This window comes from Streptomyces sp. NPDC007907, assembly GCF_042959365.1.
Lineage (GTDB): Bacteria > Actinomycetota > Actinomycetes > Streptomycetales > Streptomycetaceae > Streptomyces > Streptomyces indiaensis.
Genome location: NZ_JBIBKR010000011.1, coordinates 135,496 through 160,791, shown reverse-complemented (window position 1 = coordinate 160,791; position 25,296 = coordinate 135,496). Strand labels below are relative to the sequence as shown.

At 71.0% G+C, this 25,296-nt stretch carries 23 protein-coding genes and 1 pseudogene; 8 read left to right on the top strand and 16 right to left on the bottom strand.

The annotated features are described in order from the left end of the window. Positions 1–46 precede the first annotated feature (46 nt). Complete coding sequence (locus ACFZDI_RS35665) at positions 47–1,204, top strand: histidine kinase (protein WP_391256645.1); 1,158 nt, start codon at positions 47–49, stop codon at positions 1,202–1,204. A 487-nt stretch (positions 1,205–1,691) separates the two neighbouring features. Here the strand turns inward: ACFZDI_RS35665 and ACFZDI_RS35660 are convergent, their stop codons facing one another. Together ACFZDI_RS35660 and ACFZDI_RS35655 are read right to left on the bottom strand one after the other, a co-directional pair. Continuing rightward, on the bottom strand, positions 1,692–3,020 hold the full coding sequence (locus ACFZDI_RS35660) for a class I SAM-dependent RNA methyltransferase (protein ID WP_234846509.1): 1,329 nt from the start codon (positions 3,018–3,020) through the stop codon (positions 1,692–1,694). 121 nt (positions 3,021–3,141) lie between these two features. Then, positions 3,142–5,193, bottom strand: a complete 2,052-nt coding sequence (locus tag ACFZDI_RS35655) for an amino acid permease (RefSeq protein WP_391256642.1) — start codon at positions 5,191–5,193, stop codon at positions 3,142–3,144. Positions 5,194–5,375: 182 nt separating this feature from the next. Between ACFZDI_RS35655 and ACFZDI_RS35650 the strand changes: the two genes are divergently transcribed. The 3 genes from ACFZDI_RS35650 (at position 5,376) to ACFZDI_RS35640 (ending at position 7,232) form a co-directional block, all read left to right on the top strand. Continuing rightward, entirely contained in the window at positions 5,376–5,513 is a 138-nt protein-coding gene (locus tag ACFZDI_RS35650) for a hypothetical protein (RefSeq protein ID WP_234846554.1), read from the top strand. 373 nt (positions 5,514–5,886) lie between these two features. Beyond that, complete coding sequence (locus tag ACFZDI_RS35645; RefSeq protein WP_234846511.1) at positions 5,887–6,558, top strand: TrkA family potassium uptake protein; 672 nt, start codon at positions 5,887–5,889, stop codon at positions 6,556–6,558. Next, positions 6,558–7,232 (top strand): TrkA family potassium uptake protein, encoded by a 675-nt coding sequence (locus ACFZDI_RS35640; RefSeq protein WP_234846512.1) that lies wholly within the window; start codon positions 6,558–6,560, stop codon positions 7,230–7,232. The genes ACFZDI_RS35645 and ACFZDI_RS35640 overlap by 1 nt, the downstream gene beginning before the upstream one ends. Positions 7,233–7,333: 101 nt before the next feature. Here the strand turns inward: ACFZDI_RS35640 and ACFZDI_RS35635 are convergent, their stop codons facing one another. The 8 genes and pseudogenes from ACFZDI_RS35635 to ACFZDI_RS35600 form a co-directional block, all read right to left on the bottom strand. After that, on the bottom strand, positions 7,334–8,065 hold the full coding sequence (locus ACFZDI_RS35635) for a DUF3159 domain-containing protein (RefSeq protein ID WP_361118523.1): 732 nt from the start codon (positions 8,063–8,065) through the stop codon (positions 7,334–7,336). Between the two features lie 3 nt (positions 8,066–8,068). Beyond that, entirely contained in the window at positions 8,069–8,467 is a 399-nt protein-coding gene (locus tag ACFZDI_RS35630) for an OB-fold nucleic acid binding domain-containing protein (protein ID WP_234846514.1), read from the bottom strand. A gap of 41 nt (positions 8,468–8,508) precedes the next feature. Further along, a complete protein-coding gene (locus ACFZDI_RS35625) occupies positions 8,509–9,189 on the bottom strand; it encodes a response regulator (protein ID WP_391256635.1) in 681 nt (226 codons plus the stop codon). Then, positions 9,186–11,730: pseudogene (locus tag ACFZDI_RS35620) on the bottom strand (ATP-binding protein). Before ACFZDI_RS35620 ends, ACFZDI_RS35625 begins: the two are co-directional and overlap by 4 nt. A 184-nt stretch (positions 11,731–11,914) precedes the next feature. Further along, positions 11,915–13,090: an alginate lyase family protein gene (locus tag ACFZDI_RS35615; RefSeq protein ID WP_391256631.1), complete on the bottom strand. Its 1,176-nt coding sequence runs from the start codon at positions 13,088–13,090 to the stop codon at positions 11,915–11,917. 159 nt (positions 13,091–13,249) lie between these two features. Further along, positions 13,250–14,002 (bottom strand): DUF3710 domain-containing protein, encoded by a 753-nt coding sequence (locus ACFZDI_RS35610; protein ID WP_234846518.1) that lies wholly within the window; start codon positions 14,000–14,002, stop codon positions 13,250–13,252. 1 nt (position 14,003) lies between these two features. Further along, a complete protein-coding gene (gene dut, locus ACFZDI_RS35605; RefSeq protein WP_234846552.1) occupies positions 14,004–14,540 on the bottom strand; it encodes a dUTP diphosphatase in 537 nt (178 codons plus the stop codon). 164 nt (positions 14,541–14,704) lie between these two features. After that, the gene (locus tag ACFZDI_RS35600) at positions 14,705–15,289 is read right to left on the bottom strand and encodes a PaaI family thioesterase (protein ID WP_361118531.1); all 585 of its coding nucleotides are present in this window, start codon (positions 15,287–15,289) and stop codon (positions 14,705–14,707) included. Positions 15,290–15,347: 58 nt separating this feature from the next. On the opposite strand from ACFZDI_RS35600, the gene ACFZDI_RS35595 reads away from it, so the two are divergent. After that, a complete protein-coding gene (locus tag ACFZDI_RS35595) occupies positions 15,348–15,803 on the top strand; it encodes a DUF3093 domain-containing protein (protein ID WP_234846520.1) in 456 nt (151 codons plus the stop codon). Between the two features lie 73 nt (positions 15,804–15,876). On the opposite strand, the gene ACFZDI_RS35590 is transcribed toward ACFZDI_RS35595, so the two are convergent. The 4 genes from ACFZDI_RS35590 to ACFZDI_RS35575 all read right to left on the bottom strand — a co-directional run bounded on the left by ACFZDI_RS35590 (position 15,877) and on the right by ACFZDI_RS35575 (position 19,460). Further along, a complete protein-coding gene (locus ACFZDI_RS35590; RefSeq protein WP_391256627.1) occupies positions 15,877–16,851 on the bottom strand; it encodes a hypothetical protein in 975 nt (324 codons plus the stop codon). 13 nt (positions 16,852–16,864) lie between these two features. Next, a complete protein-coding gene (locus ACFZDI_RS35585; RefSeq protein WP_003993510.1) occupies positions 16,865–17,161 on the bottom strand; it encodes a DUF4193 domain-containing protein in 297 nt (98 codons plus the stop codon). A gap of 406 nt (positions 17,162–17,567) precedes the next feature. Next, positions 17,568–18,800, bottom strand: a complete 1,233-nt coding sequence (locus ACFZDI_RS35580) for a HAMP domain-containing sensor histidine kinase (RefSeq protein WP_234846522.1) — start codon at positions 18,798–18,800, stop codon at positions 17,568–17,570. A 6-nt stretch (positions 18,801–18,806) separates the two neighbouring features. Then, entirely contained in the window at positions 18,807–19,460 is a 654-nt protein-coding gene (locus tag ACFZDI_RS35575; protein ID WP_234846523.1) for a response regulator transcription factor, read from the bottom strand. A 412-nt stretch (positions 19,461–19,872) separates the two neighbouring features. Here ACFZDI_RS35575 and ACFZDI_RS35570 point away from each other — a divergent pair, with 412 nt between their 5' ends. Next, positions 19,873–20,046: a hypothetical protein gene (locus ACFZDI_RS35570; RefSeq protein ID WP_234846524.1), complete on the top strand. Its 174-nt coding sequence runs from the start codon at positions 19,873–19,875 to the stop codon at positions 20,044–20,046. Between the two features lie 120 nt (positions 20,047–20,166). Here the strand turns inward: ACFZDI_RS35570 and ACFZDI_RS35565 are convergent, their stop codons facing one another. Together ACFZDI_RS35565 and ACFZDI_RS35560 are read right to left on the bottom strand one after the other, a co-directional pair. Beyond that, positions 20,167–20,982, bottom strand: a complete 816-nt coding sequence (locus tag ACFZDI_RS35565; protein WP_391256622.1) for an inositol monophosphatase family protein — start codon at positions 20,980–20,982, stop codon at positions 20,167–20,169. Positions 20,983–20,990: 8 nt separating this feature from the next. Then, complete coding sequence (locus tag ACFZDI_RS35560) at positions 20,991–22,118, bottom strand: ferrochelatase (protein WP_234846526.1); 1,128 nt, start codon at positions 22,116–22,118, stop codon at positions 20,991–20,993. 471 nt (positions 22,119–22,589) lie between these two features. On the opposite strand from ACFZDI_RS35560, the gene ACFZDI_RS35555 reads away from it, so the two are divergent. Then, entirely contained in the window at positions 22,590–23,828 is a 1,239-nt protein-coding gene (locus ACFZDI_RS35555; RefSeq protein WP_391256619.1) for an MFS transporter, read from the top strand. Next, positions 23,788–25,107, top strand: coding sequence for a D-arabinono-1,4-lactone oxidase (locus tag ACFZDI_RS35550; RefSeq protein WP_391256616.1), 1,320 nt, complete (start codon positions 23,788–23,790; stop codon positions 25,105–25,107). Before ACFZDI_RS35555 ends, ACFZDI_RS35550 begins: the two co-directional genes overlap by 41 nt. Positions 25,108–25,296: the final 189 nt, after the last annotated feature.

Genomic DNA, 25,296 nt, shown 5'->3' with positions numbered 1-25,296 from the left:
CTCGCCCATGCATCCCGGGGCCGTCGCGCGACATCGTTGGAGCAAGGTGAACAAGGCACCCGCACGCGGTAGTTGGCGCATCGTGGACCGGCTGGCGCCTGCCTGGCTCGTGGTGCAGTTCCTCGGCACGGCCGTGCTCGTCGTGGCCATAGTCACGGCCAGGGAGGACACGCTCTGGGTCTGGGGCGTGTACGCGGCGAGTCTGTTGTGCTGGACCCTGTTCATGGTCCTGCACCCCGTCCGGCCCGAGGCCGCCAATGCCATGCTGGCGACGAGCGCACTGCTGCCGGCCCTGGTGGTGGGGTACTCCGACGACGCGACCGCGGTGATCATGCTGTGCGTACTGCTCGGCAGATTCACCTCGATGATCACCTCCTCCGCGCGCACCCTCACGGTCGTGACGTGCGCGTGCCTGGTGGCCATCTGGGTCAGCTGCATGGTGGCGGGGCAGCCGCTCACATACGTGCTCGGCTACACGATGCTGGCCCTCGTGCTGACGCTGTTCGGCCTCAACCGGCGCCAGTACGAGGGCCGGGCCAGGCAGGCCGAGCAACTGCTGGCACAGAACCAGCTGATCCAGCAGGAGCAGGCCCGGGCTGCCGCGCTCGCTGAACGCAGCAGGATCGCACGGGAGATGCACGATGTACTCGCACACTCCCTGGGCGCGCTGAGCGTCCAGCTCAAGGTCGCCACCGCACTGATAGAGAAGGGCGACTCGGCCGGGGCGCTGGCCCGGGTGCGCCGGTCCAACCGGCTGGCGGACGAGGGCCTGGTCGAGGCGCGGAACGCGGTGGCGGCCCTGCGGGGGGATGTGCCCTCGCTCCCCGAGGCACTCAAGAGCCTCGCCGGGCAGCACCGTTCGAACCACCTCAGCGAGGTCCACGTGGACATCGTGGGCGAACTGCGGCCACTCTCTCCGGCGGCCACGGTCTCGCTGGTCCAGACGGCACGCGAGGCGTTGACCAACGCCGCCAAGCACGCCCCCGGCGAGACCATCGGGGTGACGGTGGAGTACCGCGCGGACGCGCTGCGGCTCACCGTGGAGAACGCCACGCCGACGTCGAGTCTCCCCGACCCTGACCACGCGCCCGGCTACGGCCTCACGGGCATGAGGGAACGCCTGGCCCTCGTCGGCGGCTCCCTCGTCGTGAACCGCCTAGACGGGGACACGCGGTGGGCGGTGACCGCCGAGGTGCCCGAGTGAGGCGGTGACGGAACGCCGTCACACCTGCCCCGCCCGGGTGGGCCGACCGCTTACGTGGCGCGAATCGCGCGCCGGCCCCGCCGATGGGCGGGGGGCCGTTTCTCGGCCGAAACTCATAGGGTCGATATCTCGCGCCTTTCGTTGAACCGAGTGAGCGCCCGTGACTGACCTTCCAGGGTGGACCAGTTGACCTCGCCCACACCGAAAGTTCCACACGCCGCGGCTACCCGCTCTTGCGGGGCCGACCCTCCTCGGAGTCGTGGGACCGCCCTGCCCTCGCCGCCACTCCTCCGACGCAGTCGTCGCCGAAGGCGGCGGGTGAGCCGCAGGGCCATCCCAACTCAGGGGCGGCTTTCATGCGCCTGACACCTCATCCAGAAAGCGCGTCAAGCGTGCGTCAGACGTGCGTCACATGCGTCGCTCGTGCGTCAAGATATCGCCCGTAACACCCACAGCGCACATCATGCACACCAGGCAAAACCGCAGGTCAGTGCCCCTTCCCAGTAGGCTCAAGGATCGCGACGCACTCAACATGATGGGTCATCGGAAACAGATCGAACGCCCGAAGCGTCCGCACCCGGTAACCACCGTCCCGGAAGTACCCCAAGTCCCGTGCCAGCGCCGCCGGGTCGCACGCCACGTACGCGATCCGCCGGGCGCCCAGCGACGACAGGTGCTCCACGGTCTTGCGGCCCGCCCCGGCCCGGGGCGGGTCCAGCACGACCAGGTCGACCTCGGTGATGCCCGTGCGCGGCAGCACGCTCTCGACCTTGCCCTGCTCGATGCGGACGCGCTCGAAGTCGGCCAGGTTGTGCCGCGCGTCCTCCACCGCCCGCTTGCCCGACTCGATGCCGAGGACCGCGCCCTGGTCGCCGACCCGGTCGGCCAGCGCGCCCGCGAACAGGCCGACGCCGCAGTACAGGTCGAGCGCCATGTCGCCCTTGCGCGGCAGCAGGCCCTGCATGACCGCGGTCACGAGGGTGTCCGCGGCCTTCGGGTGGACCTGCCAGAAACCGCCGTTGCCGACGCGGTGCGTGCGGCCGTCCGCCCGTTCGCGGACGAAGGGGCGGCCGTGGACGCGGTGGACACCGCCGGAGCGCTCGTCCACCCGCAGCACGGAGACCGGGCGGTCGAGCTCGACGAGCGGGAGACGCGCGCCCGGCTTCGGGGTGAGGACCACCTGGCGGTCCTGGGAGCCGGTCGCCGCGATCGCCTCGACGGAGTCCATGCCCGTCCAGACCCGCTTCTCGATGCCCAGCTCGCTGACGCCCTCCGCCGCGATCATGCAGTGATCGATCGGCTCCACCTCGTGCGAGCGGTGCCGGCGCAGGCCCGCCCGGCCGTCGGCGGTGACGGCGTACTGCACGCGGGTGCGCCACGCCGGGACCTGGCCGGCCGGCACCTTGTCGCCCTCGGCGGGCAGCACCGTGCCGTCCCAGCCGGCCTCCTCCGGGGTGAGTCCGGCGAGACGCTGGAGCTGTTCGGCGATGACGTCGGCCTTCAGACGCCGCTGCGCCCCGGGCTTGGCGTGCTGCCAGTCGCAGCCGCCGCAGCGGCCGGGGCCGGCGAACGGACAGGGCTCGTCGATACGGTCCTTGGACGCGTCGAGCACCGTCACCGCGTCGGCGCGCAGGAACCGCGCGCCCTCCTCGCCCTCCGTCACCCGCGCCACCACCCGCTCGCCGGGCAGCGCGTGCCGGACGAACAGCACCTGGCCCTCGGACGTGCGGGCGATGCAGTGACCGCCGTGGGCGACGGGGCCGACCTCGACCTCGTACTCCTCCCCCACCAGCGACTTCCTCGGTTCTGCCTGCATGGCGGGGTGACTCCAAAACACGTGAGGGGAGGGGCCGAAACGGGAACGGCCGGACGACAGCCCACCAGTCTACGTGGCTGCCGACCGGCCGCTTCACATGAGCCGTCGCCTCAGGAAGTCATCACGACTTGTGCTCGGAAGACTCCTTGGACCGCACCTGCGCGGGACCCCGGCGCACCGAGCCCGGCGCGTTCCAGTCCTGCTGCTTGCGGGCCCGCCGCTTGGCCGCCTCGGAGGACTGCAGCTGGTACGGCACCGAGGTGACCATGATCCCGGGTGTGAACAGCAGCCGGCCCTTCAGCCGCAGGGCGCTCTGGTTGTGCAGCAGGTGCTCGTACCAGTGGCCGACCACGTACTCCGGGATGATCACGGACACCGCGTCGCGCGGGGACTCCTTGCGCAGGCTCTTGACGTACTCGATGATCGGCCGCGTGATCTCGCGGTAGGGCGAGTCCAGGACCTTCAGCGGTACGTCGATGCCGCGCCGCTCCCACTCCTCGCGCAGGGCCTTGGTCTCCGCCGGGTCGACGTTGACGCTCAGCGCCTCCAGGGTGTCCGAGCGCATCAGCTTGGCGTAGGCCAGGGCGCGCAGCGTGGGGCGGTGGATCTTGGAGATCAGCACGACCGAGTGGACCCGCGAGGGCCGTACGAGGTCGTCGGTGGGGCCCTCGGGGGCGGCGATCTCGGCGGCGACCCGGTCGTAGTGCTTACGGATGGCCGTCATCGTCGCGTAGAAGATCACCATGCCGAGCAGGGCGACCCAGGCCCCGTGGGTGAACTTGGTGAGCAGGACGACGACCAGCACGAGGCCGGTGAAGAAGGCGCCGAACGCGTTGATCGCGCGGGAGCGGATCATGTGGCGGCGCTTGGCCTGGTCCTTCTCGGTGGCCAGGTGGCGGTTCCAGTGCCGGACCATGCCGGTCTGGCTCAGCGTGAAGGACACGAACACGCCGACGATGTAGAGCTGGATCAGGCGCGTGGAGTCGGCGCCGTAGATCCCCACCAGCAGTCCGGCGGCGCCGGCGAGGAGCACGATGCCGTTGGAGAAGGCCAGCCGGTCGCCGCGGGTGTGCAGCTGGCGCGGCAGGTAGCGGTCCTGGGCGAGGATCGAACCGAGCAGCGGGAAGCCGTTGTACGCGGTGTTGGCCGCGAGGAACAGCACCAGCGCCGTGGCCGCGGCCAGGATGATGAACAGGAAGCTGCCCTTGCCGAAGACGGCCTCGGCGACCTGGGAGATCACCGGGTTCTGCACGTAGTCGGGGCCGAGCGGGACACCGTTGTGGATGAGGTCCTTGGCCGGGTTCTCGGCCATGCGGACGTCGGTCGCGGCGGCCAGCGCGATGATGCCGCAGAACATGGTGACGGCCAGCAGGCCCATCATGGCGAGGGTGGTCGCGGCGTTCTTCGACTTGGGCTTGCGGAAGGCCGGGACGCCGTTGGAGATCGCCTCGACGCCGGTGAGGGCGGCGCAGCCGGAGGAGAAGGCGCGCAGCAGCAGGAAGACCAGCGCGAAACCGGCCAGGCCCTGGTGCTCGGGCTTGATGACGTAGTCGGCGGTCGGTGCCCGCATGGTGTCGTCCAGGACCAGTCCGCGGAAGGCACCCCACGCGATCATGGTGAAGACGCCGAAGACGAAGACGTACGTCGGGATCGCGAACAGCGAGCCGGACTCCTTCACCCCGCGCAGGTTCATCAAGGTCAGCAGCACGATCACGCCGATCGCGCAGAGCACCTTGTGCTCGACCACGAAGGGGACCGCGGAGCCCAGGTTCTCGATGCCGGAGGAGATCGACACGGCGACGGTGAGGACGTAGTCCACGAGCAGGGCGCTCGCGACCGTCAGGCCGGCCTTGGGCCCGAGGTTGGTGTTCGCCACCTCGTAGTCGCCGCCGCCGCTGGGGTAGGCGTGCACGTTCTGCCGGTAGGAGGCGACCACGGTGAACATCAGCACGACGACCGCGACGGCGATCCACGGGCTGAAGTGGTACGCCGTCACTCCCGCGATCGACAGGACCAGCAGCACCTCGCCGGGCGCGTACGCCACGGAGGAGAGCGGGTCGGAGGCGAAGACGGGGAGTGCGATGCGCTTCGGCAGGAGCGTTTCGCCCAGCCGGTCACTGCGCAGTGCGCGCCCGATCAGGATCCGTTTGGGCACGTCGGTCAGTTTGGACACAACAGAGGATCGTAGGCGTTCGATTGCGGGGGCGCCCACCCGCCACCCCTCATCGGCGTTCCGTCTGCTCTCCGAGTGAAATCAGAGGCGCATGCGGCTGAGGATTCCGCAGGTCACCCGCTTCCCATGCCTATATGACTAAGCCCCGTCCGTTCCCGGCCGTTGCCGCCCCTGGAGGTTCCATGCACACCCCCGCCCAGCTGATCGGCGCCACGGCCACCCTCGTCGCCCTCGGATTCCTGACCCTGGCGAGTGTGCGCAGCATCGGCCGCCGCAAGGACGTCCCACCCGGGGCACGCCAGGCGTCCGGGGCGCGCTAGGCGCTCGGGGCCCGCTGGGTGTCCGAGGCCCGTCGGCTGCTCGGGCGGGTTCCGCTCCCCTCCCTCTCCGCCGCTGACTCTCCGCCGCCCCTGCCCCGCCCCGCCGCTCTCGCTCTTGTGACTCACGGCGGCCGCCTGCCCGGCCGGGAGCCCGGCAGGGCCTAGGCAACGCCCTCGGCTTTGCGGATACGTTGGACTCGGGCAGCCGAAGGCGGCACCGCCCCCGGAGGGCATCATGGCGTGATTCCACCGGCATGATGTTGCCCGGCGGCCCGCTCGCGGGTCGCGACGTGATGCCGGGCGAGCCGAGAGAGAGACATGAGCACGACATTCATGAAGCCCAGAGGGCCAGCAGGAAGCGCGGTGTGACGCGATGCATATTGTGATCATGGGTTGCGGAAGGGTGGGTTCCGCACTGGCCCAGAACCTGGAGCAACAGGGGCACACGGTCGCCGTGGTCGACCAGGACCCCACGGCCTTCCGCCGGCTGGGCTCCTCGTTCGGCGGCCGCCGGGTCACCGGTGTCGGCTTCGACCAGGACACTCTGCGTGAGGCGGGCATCGAGGAGGCCGGCGCCTTCGCCGCCGTCTCCAGCGGTGACAACTCCAACATCATCGCCGCCCGCGTGGCCCGCGAGATGTTCGGCATCGAGAACGTCGCCGCCCGCATCTACGACCCCCGCCGCGCGGAGGTCTACCAGCGCCTGGGCATCCCCACCGTCGCGACCGTCCGCTGGACGGCCGACCAGATGCTGCGCCGTCTGCTCCCCTCCGGCGCCGAGCCGCTGTGGCGCGACCCCACCGGCGGCGTCCAGCTCGCCGAGGTGCACACCTCCACCGCCTGGGTCGGCCACAAGATCAGCCGGATCCAGGACGAGACCGGCGTGCGCGTCGCGTTCCTGACCCGGCTCGGCGAGGCGGTCCTGCCCACCTCGCAGACGGTGCTGCAGGAGGGCGACCTGGTGCACGTGATGATGCGCACCGACGAGGTCGACAAGGTCGAGGCGGCGTTCGCCAAGGGTCCCGAAGAGGAGGGCGGTCACTGATGAGGGTCGCCATTGCCGGAGCCGGCGCCGTCGGCCGCTCGATCGCGGGCGAACTGCTGGAGAACGGCCACGAGGTCCTCCTGATCGACAAGGCGCCGACCGCCATCTCGGTCGAACGCGTCCCGCAGGCCGAGTGGCTGCTCGCCGACGCCTGCGAGATCACGTCCCTGGACGAGGCGGCGCTCCAGCGTTGCAACGTCGTGATCGCCGCGACCGGCGACGACAAGGTGAACCTGGTCGTCTCGCTCCTGGCCAAGACGGAGTACGGCGTCCCGCGCGTCGTCGCCCGCGTGAACAACCCCAAGAACGAGTGGCTGTTCAACGAGTCCTGGGGCGTGGACGTGGCCGTCTCCACCCCGCGTCTGATGTCGGCCCTGGTCGAGGAGGCGGTGAGCGTGGGCGACCTGGTCCGCCTGCTCCGCTTCAGCCACGGCGACGCCAACCTGGTCGAGCTGACCCTGCCGGAGGAGTCGGCCCTGGCCGGTACGCAGGTCGGCGACGTCGACTGGCCGCAGGACACGTCCCTGGTGACGATCATCCGCGGCAACCGCGTACTGACCCCGTCCCGGGAGGACTCCCTGGAGGCGGGCGACGAACTGCTCTTCGTGGCCGCCCAGGCCCGCGAGGAGCAGCTGGAGGACCTGCTGTCGGTGCGGCGCGACGCGGCGAGCTGAGCCGGCCGGTCGCCGAGCGAACGGAAAGGGGCGTCCCGAGTGCTCGGGACGCCCCTTTCCGTCGGCCTTCACCTTCGGGCTTTACCGCCGGCTGTGGAGGGTCACTGCTCCGCGGACCGGGCGGCGGCCTGCCGCTCCCGCTCCTCGGCGGCCTTCTCCTCCGCCTCCATCTCCGCGAACACGTCGATCGGCGCGGGCGCCTTGGCGAGGAACACCCACGTCAGGTACACCGCGAGCAGGAACGGCGGGATCTTCAGGGCGACCAGCACCCAGCCCAGCTGCGTGGTGTCGGCCCACCAGTACAGCGGAAAGAGGATCGCGCACTTGGCGAGCAGGATGGCGCCCCACGCGTAGCTGGCCTTCGCGTACGCCTTCTTGCGGCCCGGGTTGCGCGTGCGCCAGGAGAGGTTCTCCTTGAAGACCGGGCCGAGGATCAGCCCGATCAGCGGCACCCCGCACAGGGTGGTGACGATGTAGGCGAGGCCCAGTCCCAGCGTGTAGAGCATGCCGGGCAGGTAGAAGTCCTTGGCGTTGCCGGTCATCATCGCGAAGACGACACCGAAGGCCACGCCGAAGACACCGCTGAAGGCGTGCTTGACGGTGTCCTTCATCACCAGCCGGACCACGACCAGCACGAGCGACACGGCCAGCGCCGCGATCGCCGAGAGGTGGAGGTCCTTGTTGATCGTGTAGATGGTGACGAAGAGGAGGCCGGGGACCACCGTCTCCACCATGCCCCGCACGCCGCCGAACGCCTCGAACAGGGCGGCCTCCGTCACCGCCCGGGCGTCGTCCGCAGATGTCTCTTCGGTCGGCTTGTCGAGCGACGTCACCGGCTACTCCCGTCCGAGGGGTCTCAGTTCGTACTTGGGATTGAACAGCACCCGGCGGCCCCGGCTCATCGAGATCCGGCCCGACGCGATCAGCTTGCGTCCGGGCTCTATCCCCACGATGGAGCGCCTGCCGAGCCACACCACGTCCAGCGCTGCGGTGCCGTCGAACAGCTCGGCCTCCAGGGCGGGGACTCCGGCGCGCGGCCGAAGGGTGACCGTGCGCAAGGTACCAGTAACCGTCACGATCTGGCGGTCCTGACAGTCTCCGATCCGGATGCAGCCGGCCGTCTCGGCGTCCTCCCGCAGTTCCTCGGACTCCAGGTCCTCCTGCGACGAGGAGAGCCGGTCGAGCATGCGCCGGAACCGGCCCACCGGCTTTTCGGAACGAGGAACAGCACTCATATCTGAAGCGTACCGGGGCGTACTGACGAAGGGCGAGGAGCCTATTTCTCGAACCTGTAGCCCATGCCCGGCTCGGTGATGAAGTGCTTCGGATGGGAGGGATCCGCCTCCAACTTCCGTCGCAACTGCGCCATGTACACGCGGAGATAGTTCGTCTCCGTGCCGTACGACGGCCCCCACACCTCCTGGAGCAGCTGCTTCTGTCCGACCAGCCGGCCGCTGTTGCGCACCAGGACCTCCAGCAGGTGCCACTCCGTGGGGGTCAGCCGCACGTCCTTGCCGCGCCGGTCGACCTTCTTCGCGGCCAGGTCGACGGTGAACTCACCGGTGTCCACGATCACGTCGCCCTCACCGTGGGCCGGCTCGGCCCGGCGCACCGCCGCCCGCAGCCGGGCCAGCAGCTCGTCCACGCCGAACGGCTTGGTGACGTAGTCGTCGGCTCCCGCGTCCAGCGCCGCGACCTTCTCGTCGGAGGAGTGCCGGGCGGACAGCACCAGGATCGGCACCCGGGTCCAGCCCCGCAGTCCCCTGATCACCTCGACACCGTCCATGTCGGGCAGACCGAGGTCGAGGACCACCACGTCGGGGTGGCGGGCCGCGGCGAGCCGCAGGGCGGTGGCCCCGTCGTGGGCCGCGTCGACCTCGTAGGTGCGTGCCTTGAGGTTGATCACGAGGGCACGCACGATCTGCGGCTCGTCGTCGACCACCAGGACGCGGGTCATGAGACCTGCCTTTCCGGTTCTGCCACGTGGTGAGGCTCCGGGCGGGTTCCCGCCGCGCGGAGGGTGAGGACCATGGTCAGCCCGCCGCCGGGGGTGTCCTCGGCGTTCAGGGTGCCGCCCATGGCCTCGGCGAAGCCGCGCGCCACGGCGAGCCCGAGGCCCACCCCGGCGCCGCGCGGGGCGTCGCCGTGACGCTGGAACGGTGCGAAGATGCGGTCCTTGGCCGCGTCGGGGACGCCCGGCCCCCGGTCGACGACCCGCACCTCGACCCGGTCGGCGAGCGCGCTGGCGGCGACCAGCACGGGTGTACCGGGCGGAGCGTACTTGACGGCGTTCTCCACGAGGTTGGCCACCGTCCGCTCCAGCAGTCCGGGGTCGACCGCGACCATGGGCAGGGTCTCCGGGACGTCCAGTTCGGCGCTGCCCTCGGGCACGCCCCCGAGCGCCATCGGCACGACCTCGTCCAGGTCGATCTCGCGGATCAGCGGGGTGACGGTGCCGGTCTGGAGGCGGGACATGTCCAGCAGGTTGCCGACGAGGTGGTCGAGGCGGTCGGCGCCCTCCTCGATGCCTTCCAGCAGCTCGGCCCGGTCCTCCTCGGACCACTCGACGTCCTCGGAGCGCAGGGAGGTCACCGCCGCCTTGATGCCGGCGAGCGGAGTCCGCAGATCGTGGCTGACGGCGGCAAGCAGCGCCGTGCGGATGCGGTTGCCCTCGGCGAGCGTGCGGGCCCGGTCGGCCTCCTCCCGGAGCCGGCGGCGGTCCAGGACGACGGCGGCCTGGGCGGCGAAGGCGGCCAGCACGCGGCGGTCCTCGGCGGGCAGCACGCGGCCGGTGAGTGCCAGGGCCATGTGGTCGCCGACGGGCATGTCCACGTCCGCCTGGTCGGGCCGTTCGACGGGACGTCCCCGGCCGACGCGTCCGACACAGATCCAGGGCTCGACGTCGCTCGCCCGTTCCAGCAGGGCTGCCGACTCCATGCCGAAGGTCTCCCGCACCCGTTCCAACAGCTCTTCCAGGCCGGTCTCGCCGCGCAGCACGTTGCCCGCGAGGAAGGACAGGATCTCGGACTCGGCCCGCAGCCGGGCCGCCTGCTGGGTGCGGCGGGCGGCCAGGTCGACCACGGACGCCACCGCCACACCGACCGCCACGAAGATCACGATGGCGACGATGTTCTTCGGGTCGGCGATGGTCCAGCGGTGCAGGGGCGGTGAGTAGAAGTAGTTCAGCAGCAGGGAGCCCACCGCCGCCGACGCCAGGGCGGGCAGCAGTCCGCCGAGCAGGGCCGCCGCCACCGTCAGCGCCAGGAACAGCAGCATGTCGTTGGCGAGGCCGAGACCGACGGTGCTCAGCAACACCGTCATCACCGGCGGTCCGACGATTCCGACCAGCCAGCCCCACGTCCGCCGGGACCGCCCGAGCCGCGCGCCCCGGGCCACCGGCAGTCCGCGGCCCTTGGCGACCTCGTCGTGGGTGACGATGTGCAGGGTCCAGGTCGGGCCCGGACTCCCGGGCGACGGTGGCGCCGACGCCGGGTCCGAAGACGTACTGCCAGCTCTTGCGACGCGAGGAGCCCAGCACGATCTGGGTGGCGTTCACTCCCCGGGCGAAGGCGAGCAGCGCGGCCGGTATGTCGTCGCCGACGACGTGATGGAACGTTCCGCCGAGATCCTCGACCAGGGTCCGCTGCATCGCGAGTTCCTTGGGCGAGGCAGAGGTCAGGCCGTCGCTGCGGGCTATGTAGACGGCCAGCACCTCGCCGCCGGCGCCCTTCTCCGCCAGCCGGGCGCCCCTGCGGATGAGGGTGCGGCCCTCGGGGCCGCCGGTCAGACCGACCACGATCCGCTCGCGCGAGCCCCAGATCTTCGATACCCGGTGCTCGCTGCGGTACCGGGTGAGGTGGGCGTCGACCCGGTCGGCCACCCACAGCAGCGCCAGCTCGCGCAGGGCGGTCAGGTTGCCGGGGCGGAAGTAGTTCGACAGGGCGGCGTCGACCTTGTCGGACTGGTAGACGTTGCCGTGCGCCAGCCGCCGCCGCAGGGCCTCGGGCGTCATGTCGACCAGCTCGACCTGGTCGGCCCGGCGCACCACCTCGTCCGGCACCGTCTCCTGCTGCCGCGCCCCGGTGATCGACTCGACGACGTCGCCGAGGGACTCCAGATGCTGGATGTTGACGGTGGAGACCACGTCGATCCCGGCGGCGAGCAGTTCCTCCACGTCCTGCCAGCGCTTGGCGTTGCGGGAGCCCGGGACGTTCGTGTGGGCGAGTTCGTCCACCAGGGCGACCTGGGGACGGCGGGCGAGGACGGCGTCGAGGTCCATCTCGGTGAAGACGCCGCCGCGGTGCTCCAGCTCCTTGCGCGGCACCTGCTCCAGGCCGTGCAGCATCACCTCGGTGCGGGGCCTGCCGTGGTGCTCGACGAAGGCCACCACACAGTCCGTGCCCCGCCCGACCCGGCGGTGGGCCTCGGACAGCATCGCGTACGTCTTGCCGACGCCCGGCGCCGCGCCGAGGTGGATCCGAAGCTTGCCGCGTGCCATTGCCCCATTGTCTTTCGGTGCCGCGCCGACTGCGCAGCGTCGACCCTACGGCCGGGCAGCGCCCCGTGCGGTGCCGGGCGGGTGCCCTGCGCACACTTTGACGGAACCCTGACGCTGCCGGTCCGTGGGCGGGACCGGGTGGGACCGGGCGCCGGGTCCCCACCGGCGCCCGGCCGGACATGGGTCAGGCGGGGTTGTCGCCGTGGGTGAGGGTCTCCCAGGCGACGAAGAGGTTGTTGCTGCCGGCCGGGCGGCCGCGCAGGGTCAGCGTCCCGGTGTTGGTCATGGCGTGGCCGAGACGGTTGGCCAGGGCGTTGTGGCCGACCTCGGTCACCGGCCCGAGCCCGAGCTTCAGCGAGCCGCCGCACAGCCGGCCCTCGGCACCGGCGCCGAGCTGGTACTTGGCGTGGAAACCGAGCCCGTGCCGCAGCCGCTCGCCCACGTCGGTGCCGTAGAGGTCCTGGCCCTGGATGCGGCTGGTCTCGGCGACGTGCGAGACGGCCGAGAGGCCGTAGCCGGTGTGGGTGAAGTCGCGGCAGGTCTCCTGGCTGAGGCCGTTGACGAAGTTCGACTGCCCCTGCCAGTACTTGACGATCTTGTCCCGGGTGTTCAGGTTCTGGCTCGGCACGGTCTTCGGCAGCGCGCCGTCGGACTCCAGGTAGACGTAGGCGGCCGTACGCGTGCGGAACTTCGCCATGGCCTTGCCGTAGGACGCCTTGTCCTCCAGGAAGACGGAGATGCCGACGGCGGCCTCCATCATCGACAACTCCCAGTTGCCGTTGGAGTTCGAGCCGTTGATGATCTCGGGCAGGTAGACGGTGCGGAGCATGGTGGCGAAGCGGCCGGAGTTCGCCCAGGTGCCGGTGTACGTGTACTTGATGATCTCGGCGGCCTTCGGCCAGGAGGAGCCGGCCCAGCCGGTCTGAAGGGGCGCGTTGCTGTTGGTGTGGTCCCTGATGACGGCGGACCAGGCGTCCATCAGCTCGATGGCCTTGCGGGCGTGCCGTTCATCACGGGTGAGGTACCAGGCGAGGGCGTGGGTGTACGCGGCGATCGCGTCCTCGCGCTCGTCGGTGCAGCCGCGGTCGGGGTTGGAATACGAACCGCATTCGACGACCGCCCGGGGCTTGGGCGTGCGGTTCAGGTCGGCGTACTTGCTCGCCGTCATCTGGTCGAAGGCGCCCTTCCAGGGCTGGGCACCGGCGTTGACCTTGGACCGGGTGAAGTCCAACTGGCTCTTGGAGACGGTGACTCCGGGGTGGGCGAAGGCCGCGGGGGCGCTGGGAGCGGCGTCGGCGGGCCAGGCGAGGGCACCGGCGACGAGGGCGGCCGAGGCCATGAGGAGAGCGGTTCTGCGCATGCGTGGGGGGCCCTCCGTTCTCGTATGTGAACGTGAAGCGCCTTTATGAACAGACGCGTTGGACGGAGACGGTAGGTACAGACCAATGGGCCGTCAAGGTTCCACGCATGAGAAAGGGCCGCACCCCCGGTGGGGTACGGCCCTGGTGTCTCGGTGCGCTCAGCGGACCTCGGTGATCTCCGGCCCGCGCTGGAGCTGGCCCATTCCGCCGGCGAAACGGGAGCCCTCCTCCTGCTGGACACCCTCGGGGACCATCTGCGCGTCGTTCGGCAGCTTCAGGACGATCGGGTCGCGGGGCGCCATCGGGCCCTCGCCGCGGACCACGACCGTGTCCCGGAAGATCTGCTCGAGCAGCCCGGCTGCCTGCGGCTGCACCGCACCCTGACCCGAGATGACTCCGCGCAGGAACCAGCGGGGGCCGTCCACGCCGACGAACCGCACGACCTGGAAGCCACCGGTACCGTCCGGCAGCTGTACGGGCACCTGGGCGCGCAGCTCCCAGCCCAGCGGCCCCTCGACCTCGTCGACGATGCCGCCCTGCTGGGTGATGCCGGTGCCGATCTCCTCACGCACCTCGCCCCAGATGCCCTCGCGCTTGGGCGCGGCGAAGCCCTGCAGCTGGATGGCGCTGTCGCGCAGCACGACCGTCGCCGCGACGATCGCGTCGCCCGCGACCTCGACCCTGAGCTCCATGCCGTCGACGCCCGGCACGAACAGGCCGCCCAGGTCGACCCGGCCTTCGCCCGGGTCACGGACCTCGGAGCTGTCCCACGGGCCGTCGGGGCGCGGCGCGGGCTCCAGCCTCAGGCGCTCGCGCTCTTCGTCCGCCTCGGTGTCGACACCGTCGACGACCTGCTCGGTCTCGCCGGCCGCGCCCTCGGCGGCATCCCTCTTCTTGCGACGTCCGAACACGTCACTGTCCTTCCCGGTCGGATACGACCGAAGCGTATCGATTCCCACCCGCCCGACCGCCCATGGCGGCCTGACCGCTTGTGCCGCTCGTCCCGTCCACCGCGGCATGGCCTCCGGTGGACCCGAAGCCCCCCTCGGCCCGCGCGGAGCCGGGAAGTTCCGCCACCTCCTGGAAGCGGACCCTCTCGACCTGCTGGACTACCAGTTGGGCGATCCGGTCGAAGCGCTCGAACCGCACGGCCTCGCGCGGGTCGAGATTCACCACGATCACCTTGATCTCCCCACGGTACCCGGCATCAACCGTCCCCGGGGCATTCACCAGGGCGACGCCGCAACGAGCGGCCAGACCGGATCGCGGGTGCACGAAGGCCGCGTACCCCTCGGGCAGCGCCACAGACACGCCCGTGGGCAGTACGGCCCGTTCGCCCGGCTCCAGTTGGCACGCCTCGGTGGTGCGCAGATCGGCTCCGGCGTCCCCGGGCTGCGCATACGACGGAAGCGGCACCTCCGGATCGAGGCGCCGGATCAGCACGTCCAGCGGCGGCCTGCCCCCGGGGCTCGCGGGAGCCACGGGGCTGCCCGGGCTCGCGGTGCCCAAGGGGCCGACGGTGCCCGCGGGGTCGGTGGAGGCGGCGTGGGCTCCGGGCCGCACGGCGTCGGCGGGGGCGGCGGTGCTCCCGGCGCTCGCCGGACGTTTTGCGCTCACGGGTTCACCTCGAAGGCACGGGCGCGCCGGATCTGGTCCGGGTCGCTCATGGCCGCCTGGATCTCCTCCTGGCGGCCGTGGTCGACGAAGTGGTCGACCTTCACCTCGATGAAGAGGGCGTCGGCGCGCACGGCGACGGGCCCGTCGGGGCCGCCGACGCGTCCGGTCGCGGTGGAGTAGATCTTCCGTCCCGCCACGGCCGTGACCTCCGCCTCCAGGTGCAGGGTCGTGCCGACGGGCACGGGCCGCACGAAGTCGGTCTCCAGACGCCCGGTCACCGCGATCGTGCGCAGCAGCCAGTTCAGCGAGCCGAGGGTCTCGTCCAGCGCGGAGGCGAGCACGCCGCCGTGCGCGAGGCCCGGCGCACCCTGATGGGCGGGCTGGACGGTGAACTCGGCGGTGAGCGACACGCCCTCACCGGCCCGCGCCTCCAGGTGCAGCCCGTGCGGCTGGTCGCCACCACAGCCGAAACACTGGCCGTAGTGCGCGCCGAGGAGCTCACCGGGTGCGGGCGCGTCCGGGTGCCGCACCGGTTGCACGGCGTCGGCCGGAGGCTGAAGAGCTGGGGAAGTACCACTCACAGCCGGAGACCTTACCCGCGCGTCGGCCCCTTCCGGACACCGTGTCAAGCTTGGCTCCATGCAGCTCTCCGCCGCCCCCTACGAAGAACGCCTGACCGCCCCGCGGACCTGGTGGCTGATCTCGTTCCTCGTGGGCGTCTCGATGGCCCTGATCCTGCTCCCCTTCGGCACGCTGCCGATGCTGGGCGGCCTGGCCGGGGGCACCGCGGTCGCGGCCGTCGCCGCGAGTTCCTACGGCGCGGTGCGCATCCGCGTGGTCGGCGACTCCCTGATCGCGGGCGAGGCGAAGATCCCGCTGGCGGCACTGGGCGAGGCGGAGGTGCTGGACGCGGAGGAGGCCCGCGCCTGGCGCACCTACAAGGCCGACCCGCGCGCCTTCCTCCTGCTGCGCGCGTACATCCCCACGGCCCTGCGCGTGGAGGTCACGGACCCGCAGGACCCGACGCCGTACCTGTACCTGTCCACGCGCGAGCCGGAGCGCCTGGCGGAGGCACTGCGGACGGCGAAGCCGTAGCACACCTGCACGGGGAGTCACCCGGTCAGTGCGTTGACGGCCCCCGCCCGCCCCGGTCGGCGCGCCCGCCGTCTCAGCGGCTGTCGCCGCGTCTGCTGTCGTGTCCGCCGTCGTCGCGCCGGTGGCCCTCGTGGCGGCCCAGGGGGTCGTGCGTGATCTCGCCCATCTCCAGGGCGTCCGCGGGACGTTCCAGCGTGGGGAGCGCCTCCAGGGCCTCCCAGGGCACCTGGATCTTGCGCAGGTCCCGGCGGATCCGCCCGGCGAGCTTTCTCGTCTCGCCGCGGTTCATGGCCGCTCCTACGGCGGCGCCCACCATGAAGGGCATCAGGTTGGGCATGTTGCGGAGCGTGCGCTTCATGATCCGCTGCCGCAGTTCGCGTTTCATGCGGCTGTTCAGCGCCGTGCTGAGGGTCGACGGCTTGGACGCGTCGATGCCTCGCTCCCCCGACCAGGAGTCGAGGTACGCGGTGCTGCGCTGCTTGAGGTTGCCGGGCGGTCGCACCCCGTAGACCTCGTGGAGTTCGGCGATCAGCTTCAGCTCGATCGCGGCGACGCCGGTGACCTCGGCGGCCAGTTCCGTCGGCATCGCCGGGGGCACGGGAAGCATCGCGGCCGCGCCGATGCCGGCGCCGACCGTCGCCGTCGCCTTCGCGGCGCCCGCCACGAGCTTGTCGGCCAGCTCCTCGGGGCCGAGGCCCGGGAACTGCCGGCGCAGCGTCGCCAGGTCCCGTACGGGCACGCGCGGGGCCAGTTCGATGATCCGGTCGGCGAGGTAGGCGAGCCCGGCACGGGCCCGGTCGCCGCCCTTGCGGGCGCCTTCCCTGGCACGATCCCGGATCGTCCCCGCCCGCCGTCTCGCGACGGGTGCGGGGACGTCCACGGACGCCGGGAGGTCACCCCGGTCCGCTGCCGGTTCGAGCGAGGCCGTCTCCGGACCGGTTGAGCCTCGCTCGTCGTCACGCGCGCTGTACCGCGGGCCGTCGAGCGGCCCTTCGTCCGCTTCCCGCTTGGAGAAGCGGCGCTTCCAGGGAGGGGTCGAGCCAGTCACGGCCGACCCGTCCTCAGTCGCAGTCGCGGCAGATCGGCTGACCGTTCTTCTCGCGGGCCAGCTGGCTGCGGTGGTGCACCAGGAAGCAGCTCATGCACGTGAACTCGTCCTGCTGCTTCGGGAGCACCCGGACGGCCAGCTCCTCGTTCGAAAGGTCGGCTCCGGGCAGCTCAAGGCCTTCGGCGGCCTCGAACTCGTCGACGTCCACGGCGGAAGCCGACTTGTCGTTCCTCCGGGCCTTCAGCTCTTCGAGGCTGTCCGAGTCGACGTCGTCGTCGGTCTTGCGTGGAGTGTCGTAATCGGTTGCCATGGTCGCTCTCCCCCTCTGGGTGTCTGCGGTGTCTCCAGCGCACGTAACGCGTGAGAGGCCGGACTTGTGCCCGACCTGAGGCGGAGATTTTGCCTCACATCAAGGTCTGTTACTCAATCGACACCCAACCGGACTCCTGACGAGTGATCGGCTTGGATGGCGATGGGGACCGTACACGGTCCGAATGCTGCACGCCAAAGGCGTCTCACCGTGTACTTCCCGTGATCAAGACCCCCGAAAACCGGGATTTTCCCGGCTTTACGACAGCGTGCATGATCACGGAGAGTAGATGGCCAGAAAGGCGTCCCTGTGATCGATCACACACGGCGCACGCGCGGCGACGCATCAGAAATTCCGCGCAAAGCGAACATCCCCGAGTGTCGCCGAGTGGATCGGCGACATGATCTCAGATCGGCAGCGTGACCCGCATGACGAGTCCACCCCCCTCACGCGGCTGGGCGTAGATGTGCCCGCCGTGCGCCCGGGCCACCGACCGGACGATGGACAGCCCGAGCCCCACCCCCTTGTCGCTGCCTGTCCGCTCCGTGCGTAGCCGCCGGAACGGCTCGAAGAGGTTGTCGATCTCGTAGGCCGGAACGACCGGGCCCGTGTTGGAGACGACCAGGACCGCCTGGCCGTGCTGGACGTCGGTCGTGACCTCGACCCAGCCGTCCTCCGCCACGTTGTAGCGCACGGCGTTCTGCACGAGGTTGAGCGCGATCCGCTCCAGCAGCACGCCGTTGCCCTGCACGACCGCAGGCTTCTGCTCGCCGCGGATCGCGACGCCCTTGCTCTCCGCCTCGCCGTGCACCTGGTCGATGGCCTGCGAGGCGACCTCGGCGAGGTCCACGGGTCCCCGCTCGACGATCTGGTTGTCGCTGCGGGCGAGCAGCAGCAGGCCTTCGACGAGCTGCTCGCTGCGCTCGTTGGTGGCCAGCAGCGTCTTGCCGAGCTGCTGCAGCTCCACCGGGGCGTTCGGGTCGGACAGGTGCACCTCCAGCAGCGTGCGGTTGATCGCCAGGGGCGTGCGCAGCTCGTGCGAGGCGTTGCCGACGAAGCGCTGCTGGGCCGTGAAGGCGCGCTGCAGCCGCTCCAGCATGTCGTCGAAGGTGTCCGCCAGCTCCTTCAGCTCGTCGTCCGGGCCGTCCAGCTCGATCCGGCGGGACAGGTCGGAGCCCGCCACCGCCCGGGCGGTACGGGTGATCCGGCCCAGCGGCGACAGGACGCGGCCGGCCATCGCGTAGCCGAAGGCGAAGGCGATGACCGCCAGGCCCAGCAGCGCCAGCAGCGAGCGGCTGAGCAGGTCGTCCAAGGCGTGCCGGCGCTGTTCGTTGACGCACGCGTTCATCGCGTCGTTGAACTCGCTCGGTGAGGCCTGGTCGGGGAGGTTGCAGATGTCGCTGGTGACCTTGCCCTCGACGATCTTGAAGGGCAGGTCGCTGCCCACGTGCAGTGCCTGCGCGGCCAGCAGGTAGATGATCGACAGCAGCAGTATGCCGGCGATCAGGAACATGCCGCCGTAGAGCAGTGTGAGCCTTATGCGGATGGTCGGGCGCAGCCATGGGAAGGGCGGCACGGGCCTTCTGGGGTCCCAGGTGGGCTTGGGGGGCGCCTGCGGGGGCGCGGGAGTCGTTGCCACGGGGGATCAGATCCGGTAGCCCGAGCCGGGGACGGTGACGATGACGGGGGGCTCGCCCAGCTTGCGGCGCAGGGTCATGACGGTCACGCGCACGACGTTGGTGAACGGGTCGGTGTTCTCGTCCCAGGCCTTCTCCAGGAGCTGCTCCGCGGAGACGACGGCGCCCTCGCTGCGCATCAGCACCTCCAGGACCGCGAACTCCTTGGGCGCGAGCTGGACCTCGTGACCGTCGCGGAAGACCTCGCGCCGGTTGGGGTCCAGCTTGATCCCGGCACGCTCCAGGACGGGCGGCAGGGGCACGCTGGTGCGCCGGCCGAGGGCGCGCACCCGTGCGATGAGCTCACTGAACGCGAACGGCTTGGGCAGGTAGTCGTCGGCGCCGATCTCCAGCCCCTCGACCCGATCGCTGACGTCGCCGGAGGCCGTCAGCATCAGCACGCGCGTGGGCATGCCCAGTTCGACGATCTTGCGGCAGACGTCGTCACCGTGCACGACCGGGAGGTCGCGGTCGAGGACGACCACGTCGTAGTCGTTGACGCCGATGCGCTCCAGGGCGGCCGCACCGTCGTACACGACGTCGACGGCCATGGCCTCCCGGCGCAGCCCGGTGGCCACCGCATCGGCGAGCAGCTGCTCGTCCTCGACGACGAGTACGCGCACGTTCGTGGTCCTTCCTCATGTCCGCCCGCGCGGCCCGGCACCGGGCACACGTGGGCAGGGGTCTTCGACGATGCCTTGGTGTGTTGCCCTCCATCCTGCCCTTTTCGGCCATAAGTCGGAGGTAAGGCGGGTGAGGGAGCGGTGACCCGAGGGGGAATAAGAGATTTTCTCCTCCGGTTAGGTTTCCACGGAAGAGAGCTTGGGGAGGACGGCTTTACATCCCACGATCACGCTCTGCTGGCGCCGCACCACGCGGTGCGCATCAATCCGCTTGCCGCAGGGCGGGCGTGGGTGTCCGGCACCGTCGCCGTCCGGCCGGGCGGGGCTGGGCATCCACATGCGGCGTGATCGTCCCTTCCGGACGGCACACCCCCGTGCCATCGACCCACGACCCAGGACGAGGGGGCGCAGCATGGACGCATTCACCGCAGGACTTCTGCAGCGCATAAGGGCGACCGAGTCCGATCTGTCCCGGGCTCGAGACGAGGGCGACGAGTTCCTCGTCGACGTGGAGCAGGGCGAGCTCGACGACCTGCACCGTCTCGCCGCCGAGCACGGTGTGCAGGTCGGCGCCACGAGCGTCTGATCAGGCCGTACGCGACGGGCCCCGGCGAATCCAGCGCCGGGGCCCGTCGCGTTGTCATGGGGGCCCGTTCACCTGACGTTCAGTGCGTCGTCATCGTGCGGTGCGGTCCGGGCCGCCCGCTCAGTCGTGCCAGGCCCCGAAATCCTCCAGGAGGCGCTGGAGGGGCTCGAAGACACCGGGAGTACCGGCGACCGCCAGCTCACCCGAGGGGCGCTCTCCGGGGCGTCCACCGGTCTGCGCGCCCGCCTCCCGGGCGATCAGGTCCCCGGCCGCGAGGTCCCACGGGTGCAGGCCGCGCTCGTAGTAGCCGTCGAGACGTCCTGCGGCCACGTCGCACAGGTCGACCGCGGCCGAGCCGCCGCGCCGGATGTCGCGCAGCAGCGGGATCAGCCGCTGGGCCACGTCGGCCTGGTGGGCGCGGACACCGGCGACGTAGTTGAAGCCCGTCGACACCAGCGCCTGGTCCAGGGGCGGTGCGGGGCGGCAGGCCAGCCTTCGCTCGCCGTCCCAGGCGCCGGTGGCCCAGGCGCCGCGGCCGCGCACCGCGTGGAACGTCTCGCCGCGCATCGGGGCCGTGACGACTCCGACGACGGTCTCGCCGTCCTGTTCGGCGGCGATGGAGACGGCCCAGGTGGGCAGCCCGTACAGGTAGTTCACGGTGCCGTCGAGCGGGTCGATCACCCAGCGGACGCCGCTCGTGCCCTCGGTGGAGGCGCCCTCCTCGCCGAGCACGCCGTCGTCCGGGCGGCGCTCGGCGATCAGACCCGTGATCAGCTTCTCCGCCGCGATGTCCATCTCGGTGACGACGTCGATGGGGCTGGACTTGGTCGCGGCGACCGCGAGATCGGCCGGACGTCCGTCCCTCAGCAGCGCCCCGGCGCGGCGGGCCGCTTCGTGGGCGAGGTCGAGCAGGTCCGTGTGCAGGGGGTCGGTCACGGGGCTCCTCACGCGTAGGTGCTGTCGGCGCCCGCGGCGGCGGGCCGGGGGGCGCGGGCCGGGCAGCAGCCGACCGGGCAGAGGTTGTGGCTCGCCCCCAGGGCGCCCAGGGCGCACGGGGTGACGTCCTGCCCGCGTTCGACGGCGGCCCGCTCCGTGACGAGATCACGGATCGCGGCGGCGAACCTGGGGTCGGCGCCGACGGTGGCCGAGCGCCGCATCGGCAGCCCGAGTTCCTCGGCCCTGGCCTTCGCCTCCGTGTCGAGGTCGTAGAGGACCTCCATGTGGTCGGAGACGAAACCGATCGGGGCGATGACGACCGCCGGGACGCCGGCCGCGTGCCGCTCGTCGAGGTGGTCGCAGATGTCGGGCTCCAGCCACGGGATGTGCGGGGCGCCGGAGCGGGACTGGTAGACGAGCTGCCAGGGATGGTCGACTCCGGTGCGCTCACGGACGGCGTCGGCGATCTGCTGCGCCACGTCCAGGTGCTGCTTCACGTAGGCGCCGCCGTCGCCGTGCTCCTCGACGGGCCCGGAGGTGTCGGCGGAGGCCGTCGGGATCGAGTGGGTCGAGAAGGCGAGGTGGGCCCCGTCCCGGACGTCCTCGGGAAGCTCGGCGAGGGACTGCAGCACACCGTCGATCATGGGCTCCAGGAAGCCCGGGTGGTTGAAGTAGTGCCGCAGCTTGTCGACCTTCGGCGGCTCCAGGCCCTCCGCCTCCAGGGTCGCGAGCGCGTCGGCGAGGTTCTCGCGGTACTGGCGGCAGCCCGAGTAGGAGGCGTAGGCGCTGGTGGCGAGGACCAGGATGCGGCGGCGGCCGTCGCGGACCATCTCGCGCAGGGTGTCCGTCAGGTACGGCGCCCAGTTGCGGTTGCCCCAGTAGACCGGCAGGTCCAGGCCGTGGTCGGCGAAGTCCTTGCGCAGGGCGTCCAGCAGGGCGCGGTTCTGGTCGTTGATCGGGCTGACCCCGCCGAACAGGAAGTAGTGCTGCCCGACTTCCTTGAGGCGTTCCTTGGGGATGCCACGCCCTCGTGTCACGTTCTCCAGGAACGGGACCACGTCGTCCGGGCTTTCCGGGCCACCGAACGAGAGCAGGAGTAGGGCGTCGTAGGGGCTGACATCACGCGCGTCTGGCATAAGTCGATCCTGCCACCCGGCACCGACAGCCGGAAAACGACGGGTGCCACCGGCGCGGCCGACGCACGCGGGGCGCTAGGCAACGGCCTGGCACGCGCATCTGCCGCGTTGTCGTCCGGGCGGGCACACGTCGGGGGAGCCTGTGCGGGGGCGGACGGGCACAGGCCGGGGCGCTGCTGTGCGGGACCGGACGGGCGCGTCGAGCCATTCGTTGCGGACCGGAAGGGCGCGTCGGGCGATCCCGTGCCGAGCCGGACGGGCACACATCGCGGCACTCCTCTGCGGAACCGGGCGGGTGCGTCGGGCGGTTCCGTGCCGAGCCGGACGGGCACCTGCCGGGGCGCTCCTCTGCGGAACCGGACGGGCGCGTCGGGCGGTTCCGTGCGGGGGCCGGACGGGTGTCGTCTGGGCGTTCCGGGCCGTAAGCTGTGTCGACTGCGTTCGCAGCTTACTGAGCTTTCCGGAGACCCCGTGCCCACCCCCTACCGCGCCCTGTTCGCAGCCCCCGGTTCCAAGGGCTTCTCCGCTGCGGGTTTCCTCGGCCGGATGCCGCTGTCGATGATGGGCATCGGCGTCGTCACCATGATCTCGCAGCTCACCGCCCGGTACGGGCTCGCCGGTGGCCTCTCGGCGACCATCGCGCTGGCCGCCGCGGTGGCCGGGCCCCAGGTCTCCCGCCTGGTCGACCAGTACGGGCAGCGGCGGGTGCTGCGTCCCGCCACACTGATCTCGCTCACGGCCGCGGCGGTCCTGCTGTTCGCCGCGCACTACGGGTGGCCGGACTGGGTGCTGTTCGTGGCCTGCGCCGGCATCGGCTGCGTGCCGAGCGTCGGCGCGATGATCCGGGCCCGCTGGGCGGCGCTGTACCGGGGCACGCCGCAACTGCACACCGCGTACTCGTTCGAGTCGGTGGTGGACGAGGTGTGCTTCGTCTTCGGGCCGATCATCTCCATCGGCCTGTCCACCGCCTGGTTCCCGGAGGCCGGCCCGCTGCTCGCCGCGTGCTTCCTGGCCGCCGGCGTCTTCTGGCTGACCGCGCAGCGCGCCACCGAACCCGAACCGCACCCCCGGCAGCGGAAGGGCGGCGGCAGCGCGATGCGGGCACCGGGGCTCCAGGTCCTGGTGGCCACCTTCGTCGCCACGGGGACGATCTTCGGGGCCGTCGACGTGGTCACCGTGGCCTTCGCCGAGGAGGAGGGGCACAAGGCGGCGGCGAGCGTCGTCCTCGCCCTGTACGCGGCGGGGTCCTGCGTGGCGGGCATGATCTTCGGGCTCCTGCACTTCGCCGGGGCGCCGGAACGACGGTGGCTGCTGGGCGTATGCGCCATGGCCGTGAGTATGATCCCCCTCCTACTGGTCGGAAACTTGCCGTTTCTGGCCGTGGCGCTGTTCGTTGCGGGTCTGTCCATCGCGCCGACGATGATCACGACCATGTCCCTCATCGAAGAGCACGTACCACGCGCGCAGCTCACCGAGGGCATGACCTGGGTGAGCACCGGGCTCGCGGTGGGAGTCGCCCTGGGCTCCGCCGCGGCCGGCTGGGTGATCGACGCGGCCGGGGCGCGTGCGGGGTACGGGGTTCCGGCGGTGGCCGGGGCCGTCGCGGTCGCGGTGGGTTTCCTCGGGTTCCGCCGGCTCAAGCGACCGGCACCGGGTCGGGGAGGCTCCGTTGAGCAGCACAGCGAACGGAAAGAACGGCACGTGGCGTAACTGGGGCGGCAACGTCTCGGCACGTCCCGCGCGGGAGGTCACCCCTGCCTCCGTCGACGAGCTGGCCGCCGCCGTGCGGCGGGCCGCCGAGGACGGTCTGAAGGTGAAGGCGGCCGGCGCCGGGCACTCCTTCACCTCCATAGCCGCGACGGACGGTGTGTTGATCCGTCCTCAACTGTTGACCGGCATCCGCAGCATTGACCGCGAGAACATGACGGTCACGGTGGAGGCCGGCACCCCGCTCAAGAGACTCAACGTGGCCCTGGCGCGTGAGGGTCTGTCGCTCACGAACATGGGCGACATCATGGAGCAGACGGTCTCCGGAGCCACCAGCACCGGCACCCACGGCACCGGCCGGGACTCCGGCTCGATCGCCGCCCAGATCAAGGACCTGGAGCTGGTCACCGCCGACGGTTCGGTTCTCACCTGCTCCGAGAAGGAGAACCCGGAGGTCTTCGCCGCCGCCCGCATCGGCCTCGGCGCCCTGGGGCTCGTCACCGCGATCACCTTCGCCGTCGAGCCGGTCTTCCTGCTCACGGCCCGCGAGGAGCCGATGCCGTTGGACCGGGTCCTCGCGGACTTCGAGGAACTCTGGGCCGAGAACGAGCACTTCGAGTTCTACTGGTTCCCGCACACCGACAGCACCAATGCCAAGCGCAACAACCGCAGCGCGGGCCCGGAGAAGCCCGTGCCGCAGCTCAAGAGCTGGATCGAGGACGAGCTCCTCTCCAACGGGGCGTTCCAGGTGGCCAACTGGGTCGGCCGCGCGGCGCCCGCCACGATCCCCGCGATCGCCCAGATCTCCAGCAAGGCCCTGTCCGCACGGACGTACACGGACATCCCCTACAAGGTGTTCACGTCTCCGCGCCGCGTGCGCTTCGTGGAGATGGAGTACGCCGTTCCGCGCGCGGCCGTCGTCGAGACGCTGCGCGAGCTGAAGGCGATGGTCGACCGCTCCGGCCTCAGGGTCAGTTTCCCGGTCGAGGTGCGCACCGCCCCCGCCGACGACATCACCCTGTCCACCGCTTCCGGACGGGACAGCGCGTACATCGCCGTCCACATGTTCCGGGGGACGCCCTACCAGCGGTACTTCACGTCCGCCGAGCGCATCTTCACCGCCCACGAAGGCCGCCCGCACTGGGGCAAGATCCACACCCGGGACGCCGAGTACTTCTCCCGGGTGTATCCGCGCTTCGGCGAGTTCACGGCGCTGCGGGATCGCCTGGACCCTGATCGGCGGTTTCAGAACGACTACTTGCGGCGGGTTCTGGGGGCGTAAAGGGCGCACCGGAGGTGGCGCTCCCGGCCTCCGCGCCCCCTGCCACTCGGGGAGGCGGCCTGGCCGGGACCCGTCCCGCCGCCCTCCCGGAATGAGGGCGATGCGGTCCCGCCTTGCGGCGCGCCGGAGGGACAGGCCGTGGGGGTCTCCTCGACGCCGGAGTCGGCCGAGTTGGCGTTCAATCACACA